Consider the following 8,981-nt stretch of genomic DNA (forward strand, 5'->3'; position numbering starts at 1 on the left):
CTGTCAACAAATACCGTAGGACATACGGAAATGCAAGCTTGTGGAGAGGATGTAAGACTCGTTAGTGCTTGCACTGAAAAGCATTCTTCTATGAAACAAGAATCCCCCGTCGAGCGCGCAAGCTTGACGGGGGAGTGTCAATCAATTCAGAATGACTACAGGTTCAGGGTGATCAAAGTTGCCACCCAGGAACTGTGATTGATCTGAAGCCATCCCACAGCATTTAACACGATCCCCAAAAAAAGTCCTCACCCTCAGTTAATCGGGGTGGGGATGAATTTTGGGAAAACCAAACAGTGGGATGAGCAATCTTGACCATTCAAAACAGCTTGTGTTAGGATGTTATCCTAAGTGCGGTTTATGACAAAATGCTTCAAACCGTCGAAGTCAAAACCGATGTATGAATGGAAAAACATTAATTGGCGAAAAGTCGAAAGATGTGTTTTCAAAATCCAAAAAAGAATATTCAAAGCCAGTCAACAAGGTAATGTCAGATTAGTTCACAAATTACAAAGGTTACTCCTAAAAAGCTGGTTAAAAACCGCTGTTTAGCTCAAGCCATCTCTCAAGTTGGATGGGGTCAATTCCAGACAATGCTTTCATATCAAGCAAAACAGGAAGCAAAAATCTATTTAGAAATTGATAGATTTTTCGCTTCCTCAAAGACTGGTAATCATTCCTTAAATGTGGTCGGTAATTGGCCTTGAGAAGTCCGACAATGGACTGGTAATCATGGGGGGACAAAACATGACCGAGATATCAACGTCGCAAAAAGCATTAGAGATAAAGGACTGCGAGTTTTGTCGTTAGGAAAAGCGCGAGTCAGGCTGTTGTCCAGATGTCAGACGCACTCTTTGGAGGACGCAAGAAATCTACTGTTACGCTTTCTGTTGCACAGGAAGCTCAGACAAAAGCATAGCGGGTCGGAGTAGTTCACTTTTGCCCTTGTTCATGACTTGATGGGCTGTTTATGGTTTGAGAAGTTGGTTCATGAGTTGATAAAGTTTGTATCGTTTTAGATGTGTTAGATGTGGGCTCATAGTTTTGAGCATAGGTTTGTAACAGAGAACTCACTTGACCTAATACAGCATCACCTGTGAATTTACCCAAAACGGTTTGATTTTGAGCCGCGCGGTTTAAGTTCCGTTCAATGGCTACTTTTACCTGATTGGCAATCAGCACTTGCAGTTCTTCTTTTGCCCTTGAGCGTTGATATTGGGCGCCTTCTTCCGTCGTGGCATATAGAGGAGGAAGACGATTCAGCGCATAAGCTGCAATATCGCCAACATCTAAGTTTTGATCACTATTTTCCTCCTCAATTTCGGCAACCCGAGCAATGGCTTCGCTGAGGACTAACTCCTCCATCACATTAATAAATTGTTTCCGGGGTAAAACCACAACTTCACCCGTTAACAAGGCTCCCATCAACCGATCCAGAGCCATATATTCTTCAATGGACAGTTCTGAGGCGGTATTACAAATGCGTCCAACCTCTGCCTCCATCGATGGGGTCAGATAACCATCTTGCAAGGCTTGCTCAACAATCTTTTCAATACTCATAATGCTTTTACGCTTCGCATCATTGTTATGTTTAACTGACGAATACCTAAATATTCCCTCAAAAATGCTTTTGAGTTTCTTAACTGCTGGAATTCAGGCAGAAACAGGACAAACGGGAGTCACCTGAATTATGCAATTAGAATGACGATATTCAGGGAATTAGGCTGAACTGAAGCCTTAATCAGCGTTCTATTTTTCTAATATTCGCGCTTGAATATTAGATTGACGCTAAGGCTACTTCTTATAGGATACCATTGACCCGTTGATGCACATTTACCCTGACTCATCGAGCATCAATCACTAATCAATTGTTGCAGAACGCCAGGGAACCGGATCGACAGATTGGCCTTGCACATACAGTCCCCAATGAAGATGGGGGCCAGTGGAAGCACCCGATGATCCCACCGCCCCAATGACTTGACCGGCTTGTACAAAATCTCCCTCCTTCACATCAATGCGGCTGAGGTGGATTAAAATACTCGCCACTCCTTGGCCGTGATCGATGCCAATGGTATTGCCATGAATTTCAAACCCTTCTGATTCTCTCCCCACTAACGCGACTCGTCCGGCGGCGGGAGCCACGACGGGTGAACCCATCCCCCCTGCATAATCGACTCCCCGATGATAATAATCCTCAGCAAAATCCCCATTGTAGTAACGACGCACGCCATAAATTGTTGTGATTTCACCTGCATTGGGACGTAAAAACGGCCCTTTCCAATATTTTTCGGGGGTTACAAGGGCTTTAAACGCATCGACACGATCAAATTCGTAATCGGTTCCATTGAGTTCTTCTTTATCGGGGGGGAGCCAAATTGATTGAGTGGGAAAATCGCGATCGCGTAATTGTACGGTTAAATTCTGTACCTGGGTTCCATCATTAACTTGTAGGGACTGGGTTCCAGGCTGATCTAAGGGTGTCGTGGGTAATAAAACTCGCATTCGATTAGGGCCAATGGCAAACATCGGGTAGGTTTTACCTTTCCAAGTGACGGTGGGTTGGGTTCCTGACGTTACTGACTCTAACACCACAGACAAGGTATCTCCCAACTCAGGAGCAGATGGATTCACTCGTACCTGAGCCGCCAATCCGGGTAAGGTCAGGACAAGTACAACCGTAATCAAGCTTAACATTAACGAATTAACCCCTCTAGGCACTTTCAGGTTCATCTTGCTCTCTCCATTAGTGATGGGTCGTCCGTGTAAAATTTTAGGGCTGATGTCGGAATCTTGACAATTTTAGTATCCTGAGAATAAGTAACACAACGTTACATTGAATCACTTAGTTTAAGATAAACCGTGCCAGAAGACTTTCGTTTAATTGTTGATTTAGTTCTAGTCCTTGCAGCAGCCACAATTGGCGGACTGTTAGCATCTTTACTCCGACAACCTGCGATTTTAGGTTATTTAATTGGGGGAATGATTGTTGGCCCCAGTGGATTAGGGGTAATCAAAGAATTAGTGCAGGTGGAAACCCTGGCTCAATTTGGAGTCGCGTTTCTTTTGTTTGCTTTGGGGGTGGAATTTTCTTTTGCCGAGTTAAAGAAAGTTCAGGGTATTAGTTTAGGAGGAGGGGGCTTACAAATTGTTTTTACAATGTTAATTACCGCCCTAGCTGTGGGAATTTTAGGCTGGGATACCTCTCCGATTCAAGGCATTTTTTTAGGGGCAATTTTATCCCTATCTTCAACGGCGGTTGTTTTAAAATGTTTAATGGAACGAAATGAAACAGCCACGCCTCAAGGTCAGGTGATGCTGGGAATTTTGGTGGTACAAGATTTAGCATTAGGGTTAATGTTAGCGGTTTTACCTGCTTTAAATCAACCCCAAGGCAATGTAATTTTTGAAGCCATAGGACGTTCGCTTTTATTAATTGGATTATTTGCATTAGGGGCAATTGTTGCGGGGATTTGGGTAATTCCTCGGCTGTTAAGATTTTTAGCTCAAACGGAAAGCAGAGAACTATTTTTATTAGGAGTAGTCGCTTTATGTTTAGGAATTGCCTTATTAACAGAACATTTAGGTTTTTCAATTGAAATGGGGGCATTTGTTGCTGGGTTAATGATTTCTGAAGTGGAATATGCTGATCAAACCTTAACCTATGTTGAACCCATCCGAGATATTTTTGCGGCGTTGTTTTTTGTCGCTGTGGGAATGCTGATTGATCCGGTGTTTCTTTGGGAACATTTAGAATTAATCATCGGATTGATGCTTTTAATTGTAGCGGGAAAAACCTTAATTATTATTCCGATTGTCAAATTATTTGGCTATTCTTGGCGAACCTCAATTATTACAGGATTGGGATTAGCTCAAATTGGAGAATTTTCTTTTGTTTTAGCGAGTGCTGGACAAGCGTTAGGATTAGTTTCTCGACGAATTTACTTATTAATTGTGGGAACCACTGCCTTAACCTTAATCATTACCCCGTTTATTTTGCAATTTGCCCCTAAATTGTTAGATTGGATTGAGGAAAAATGGGATTTGTCAACGGTGTTAGAAACGAGCCAGAAAATTAAAGAAGTTTCTGAAGAATTTCCTCAACAAAACCATATTATTGTTTGTGGATATGGGCGAGTGGGTAAAAATTTAGTTAAACTTTTACAAAGTCATAATTATCCGGTAGTTGTTATTGATCAATCGGAACAAGTGGTACAAGAATTGAGGAATAATAACATTCCTTATTTGTATGGAAATGCGGCTAGTTTGCACGTTTTAGAAACCGCAGGAGTGGATCGAGCTACTTCAATGGCGATCGCTCTTTCTGATCCGATGAGTACCCGATTATGCTTAAAACGTTCCTTAGAATTTTCACCCAATTTAGATGTGATTGTCATTGCTGATCAAGATAAAGATATTGAACTGTTGTATCAATTAGGAGCAAAAGAAGTGGTACAACCTGAATTTGAAGCGAGTTTAGAATTATCCAGCCATTTATTAATCCGAATGGGTTTACCTGAAAATAAAATCCAACAGGAAATGCAAGAAATTCGTCTGGGTCAATATTCAGAGATTCGTCCTAAACAATCTCCTCAAAAAGTGGCACGAGATTTACAACAAGCGACTCAAGAAATGAATAGTAAATGGTATACGTTACCTGCCCATTCTCCCTTAACGGGAATGACCCTAGAAGAAAGCAATATTCGTCCGATGACCGGAATTAGTGTCATGGCAATTCGTCGCTCTACGGGGGAAGAAATTGACTATCCTGATGGTCAAACTCGCTTAGAAAACGATGATAAATTATTAGTGGTGGGGGAAGCAGCCGCCTTAGAAACGTTAAATCAATTGGCAAAAGGTGAAGTCACAATTCCGGCAGAAAGTATTTCTTGCCAATGGTTAAATATTCCTGAGAATAGCCCTGTCATTGGTAAACCTTTATCTAAATTAGATTTAGCAAATCGTTTTAGAGTGCAAGTTCAAGCTTTACGTCGAGAGGATAAATTTTATCGCTGGCCGAATCGAAATTTGGATTTAGAAGCAGGCGATCGCTTATTATTATGTGGTAGTTTTCATGATTTAAACCAAGCCAGACGGGAAGTGATTCCCATTAATATTCCACCTCTGAAAGCTTTAAAAGAATCCGAGGAAGATTTAACAATTAAAAATTAGCTTTTTGACCGTTAATGGTGAGATTAAAACCACTGTCCCCCTCGAAAACGCCAGTGAGGAAATAAAATTCTGAGCAAACTTTGAGCCACGATAAAAACCCCAATCCAAACACAACTGTAATGGAAAATAAATAATCCTAAGTTAAATTTTGCGGAAGGAATACCCGGTAAACCTATGATTTTGATTAAGGTTACTAAAAATAATCCTTCCCAAATAGCGGCTAACAGTTGAAATGCTCCTGGCCAATCTTGATCCCAGCGAAATTCTTGGATTTTAATATAGAGAATATCCCAGAAGAAACCAAAACAGGTAATATATCCTAAAATCCAGAAATAAATGGAACGAGGTTGATCACCGATTTTTAATGCGAAAAAGGGTAAAGTTATGAAAATACCAATCGTTGCAAATAGAAATAGACGAGTTTGCCACCGTCCGATTAATGTTGGAGTCATGGGAGTAAAAATTGACGATTTGATCAGAAAATTTTGTAAATTTTTGTAAAATTTACTCCTGTTATATCTCGGTTATATAAATTGAATATTATAATATAATCTTGATAGCATTGCACCCGGATTGAACGCCCATCTTGTTAGTTATGGGCGTTTTTCATTATTAAGAAAATTAGTAATTTTTAAGATTCAATCATGCGGATACTATTGGGTGGAATAGCAACGTTAACAGGTTGACCCATTTTAAAACGTTGTAGATCATCTTGATGCCAATTTTGAGTGCGGATCATGATTAAAGTATTATCGGTTAAACGCACTCCATAGCGGGTATCAGTTCCCAAATAAATCGATTCTTCTATCGTTCCTTTCCAAATATCTACATTTTGATGATCTGCCATATTTTGATAATTAGCATAGAGAGTTAATTTTTCAGGACGGAGGACTAAATGAATCATTTGTCCTTCGATAACAGATTGAGATGTTATTAAATGAATCGTTAGTTTTTCATCGATTAAAACGGTAATTTTTTCTCCTTGAATTTGGGTAATTCGTCCGGTTAAAAGGTTGGTTTCTCCAATAAAATCAGCGACAAATTTAGTTTTAGGATATTCATAAATCTCCATCGGAGTTCCGACTTGTAATAATTCTCCATGATTCATCACTCCAATGCGGTCAGACATGGTTAAGGCTTCTTCTTGATCATGAGTAACATAAATAAACGTAATCCCTAATTGTTTCTGCATTTTTTTTAGTTCTAACTGCATTTCTTTTCGCAGTTTTAAATCTAAAGCCCCTAAAGGTTCATCAAATAATAAAACTTTCGGTTGTTTCACTAATGCTCTGGCTAAAGCCACCCGTTGCTGTTGTCCACCGGAGAGTTGACGGGGATAACGAGTTGCAAAATCCGTTAGTTTAACTAAGGATAATACCTCTGTAACTCGACTTTTAATTTGAGGTCGAGGTAGATTTTCCATTTCTAATCCAAAGCCGATATTTTCAGCAACGGTTAAATGGGGAAATAAGGCATAATTTTGAAAAACTGTATTGACTGGACGCTGAAAAGGAGGACAATTTTTCATCAATTGTTGATGAATTAAAATGTCTCCTGATGTCGGATGTTCAAAGCCAGCAATCATTCTTAATGTTGTTGTTTTTCCGCACCCTGAAGGGCCTAATAAGGAGAAAAATTCTCCCGTTTTGATTTCTAAATTCAATTGATTAACAGCTAAGAATTCTTTGCTATTTAATCCTTTAAATAATTTAGAAACGTTTAAGAGTTCAACCGCAGCCATATTGATTCCTAATTTTTATTTTCCTACACCAACTTTAACTTCTGTCCAAGCTTCATCATAGAGTAGGTTGGCTTCTCCGACATCTTGAATGGGTTGAAGTTTTTCAAAAATTTCACGAGGGGGATAAATACCCGGATTTTTTAAGTTTTCAGCTTCTATTAATTTTTGATCAATTGCAACTTTGTTCGGGGAACCATAATCAATAAAGTTAGAAATTTTGGCACTATTTTCAGGTTCTAAAACAAAATTAATAAAGGTTTCAGCAAGTGGTTTATTGGGTGCGCCTTTAGGAATTACCATATTATCAATACCAATAATACTTCCTTCTTTGGGAATGACATAACGTAAATCAGGATTTTCTGCCATCACTTGGAAAATATCGCCACTATATTCTATTGTTAAATTGACTTCTCCTTGATTTAATAATTGTTGACCGGTATCGGGAGCAAAAGCGGCAATATTATCTTTATTTTTAATTAAAAAATCTCGTGCTAGTTTAATTTCTTCAGGGTTTTTCGTATTGGGACTATAGCCTAAATAAATCAGAACTGCACCCATTGTATGACGACTATCATCTAATAAACTGACTTTCCCTTTATATTTAGGATCAAATAACGCTGACCAACTATTAATTTCTTCCCCGGTTTTTTTGAGATTATATCCTATCCCTAACGTGATCCATTGATAAGGAATACTATATTGATTACCGGGATCATAGGATGGATTAATAAATTTAGGTTCAATATTTTTAATATTAGGAATATTCGCACTATTTAACTCTTCTAACATCTGTTCTTTGATCATCGTTTCCACCATATAATCTGGAGGAAATGCGACATCATAACCGGGATTTCCAGCTTTTAATTTTGCATAAAGACTCTCAGCACTATCATAGGTATCATAATTTACTTTAACTTGGTATTTTTGTTCAAAGGCTTTGATCACTTCTGGGTCAATATAGGTAGACCAGTTATAGAGATTAAGAACATTGGCGGTAGGGGAATTAGGGGGAGTATTAGATTGATTGGTTGTACAGCCAAAGGGCAAAAATAAGCCGAAACAGAATAGTAAAATTAAAGTTAAAAATCTTTTCATCATTAAAAAATATAGAGAATTAGGTTAAAAAAAGCCTTTTCTTAAATTTTAAGATAAAGGGGCTTTAAAAACAAGCTTTTTCAGATTTGATTAGATTCATTGTATTTAATTGTTGATATTGACTTGATTTTGTAATTTTAAAGCTGAAATGACAAAGAACAGAGAAACCAGTAACATTAATGTAGAAATTGCATTAATGATGGGTGTAACTGATAATTTAATCATTCCATACACAAATAAAGGTAGAGTTGTTGCACCGACTCCGGTTGTAAAAAAGGTAACAACAAAATCATCTAAAGATAGAGTAAATGCTAACAATGCACCGCTTAAAATCGCTGGAAAAATTAAGGGAAAGGTGACTCGCCAAAAGGTTTTCCATTCATTGGCTCCTAAATCTAATGCAGCTTCTTCTAAAGCGGGATCTAAGTCAGATAAACGGGCTCTGACCGTAATTGTAATAAAGGCAATACTAAAGGTTGCATGACTAATCATGACTGAGGGTAAGCCTAAAGTCAATCGAATTCCTGTGAGATTTTCCAGAATTCTAAAAACTAAGGTAAAAAAGACTAATAAGGAAACACCTAATGTGATTTCAGGGATAATAATAGGTAATAATAATAAAGCTTCTAAAACTTTAGAACCTGGAAAACGAAATCGTTCTAAAGCTAATGCCATTAAGGTTCCTAAAAAGGTGGCAACTAACGTAGAACTTAGGGCAATGATTAAGCTATTTTGCAGCGAACTCCACAGGCTTTCAGTGGAAATATCGGCGGTACTCTCGGTTAAACCCGTTAATAACTTTTGATACCAGTTTAAGGTAAATCCAGTCCAGTTGGCATCAAAACGAGAGTCATTAAATGAATAAATAATTAAGATTAAAATCGGTAAATAAAGAAAGGTAAATACAAGGGTTGCTTGGAGAGCTAATACTGGTTTTTTATAGGTTTGAATCCATTTTTCCAGGGGCGCTATTTTC

The 8,981-nt window shown here is 38.3% G+C and carries 8 protein-coding genes; 2 read left to right on the top strand and 6 right to left on the bottom strand.

The window, feature by feature from the left end; genetic code table 11:
• Window positions 1-396 precede the first annotated feature (396 nt).
• The gene (locus ACKPEB_RS05525) at window positions 397-552 is read left to right on the top strand and encodes a reverse transcriptase N-terminal domain-containing protein (protein ID WP_408963838.1); all 156 of its coding nucleotides are present in this window, start codon (window positions 397-399) and stop codon (window positions 550-552) included.
• Window positions 553-933: 381 nt separating this feature from the next.
• Here the strand turns inward: ACKPEB_RS05525 and ACKPEB_RS05530 are convergent, their stop codons facing one another.
• Both ACKPEB_RS05530 and ACKPEB_RS05535 read right to left on the bottom strand, forming a co-directional pair.
• Window positions 934-1,560, bottom strand: a complete 627-nt coding sequence (locus ACKPEB_RS05530; RefSeq protein ID WP_408963833.1) for a late competence development ComFB family protein — start codon at window positions 1,558-1,560, stop codon at window positions 934-936.
• A 300-nt stretch (window positions 1,561-1,860) separates the two neighbouring features.
• Window positions 1,861-2,730: a M23 family metallopeptidase gene (locus ACKPEB_RS05535; RefSeq protein WP_408963834.1), complete on the bottom strand. Its 870-nt coding sequence runs from the start codon at window positions 2,728-2,730 to the stop codon at window positions 1,861-1,863.
• Between the two features lie 129 nt (window positions 2,731-2,859).
• Between ACKPEB_RS05535 and ACKPEB_RS05540 the strand changes: the two genes are divergently transcribed.
• Window positions 2,860-5,169 carry a cation:proton antiporter gene (locus tag ACKPEB_RS05540; protein WP_408963835.1) on the top strand — a complete coding sequence of 770 codons (2,310 nt, stop codon included), beginning with the start codon at window positions 2,860-2,862 and terminating at the stop codon, window positions 5,167-5,169.
• A 23-nt stretch (window positions 5,170-5,192) separates the two neighbouring features.
• On the opposite strand, the gene ACKPEB_RS05545 is transcribed toward ACKPEB_RS05540, so the two are convergent.
• From ACKPEB_RS05545 to ACKPEB_RS05560, 4 genes are all read right to left on the bottom strand, one after another.
• Window positions 5,193-5,621 carry a hypothetical protein gene (locus ACKPEB_RS05545; protein ID WP_408963836.1) on the bottom strand — a complete coding sequence of 143 codons (429 nt, stop codon included), beginning with the start codon at window positions 5,619-5,621 and terminating at the stop codon, window positions 5,193-5,195.
• Window positions 5,622-5,800: 179 nt separating this feature from the next.
• A complete protein-coding gene (locus tag ACKPEB_RS05550; RefSeq protein WP_408963837.1) occupies window positions 5,801-6,910 on the bottom strand; it encodes an ABC transporter ATP-binding protein in 1,110 nt (369 codons plus the stop codon).
• Window positions 6,911-6,925: 15 nt separating this feature from the next.
• Entirely contained in the window at window positions 6,926-8,005 is a 1,080-nt protein-coding gene (locus tag ACKPEB_RS05555; RefSeq protein ID WP_408963839.1) for a PotD/PotF family extracellular solute-binding protein, read from the bottom strand.
• Between the two features lie 105 nt (window positions 8,006-8,110).
• On the bottom strand, window positions 8,111-8,977 hold the full coding sequence (locus ACKPEB_RS05560; protein WP_408963840.1) for an ABC transporter permease: 867 nt from the start codon (window positions 8,975-8,977) through the stop codon (window positions 8,111-8,113).
• Window positions 8,978-8,981: the final 4 nt, after the last annotated feature.

The sequence above is a fragment of the Planktothrix sp. genome (assembly GCF_046067725.1).
GTDB lineage: Bacteria > Cyanobacteriota > Cyanobacteriia > Cyanobacteriales > Microcoleaceae > Planktothrix.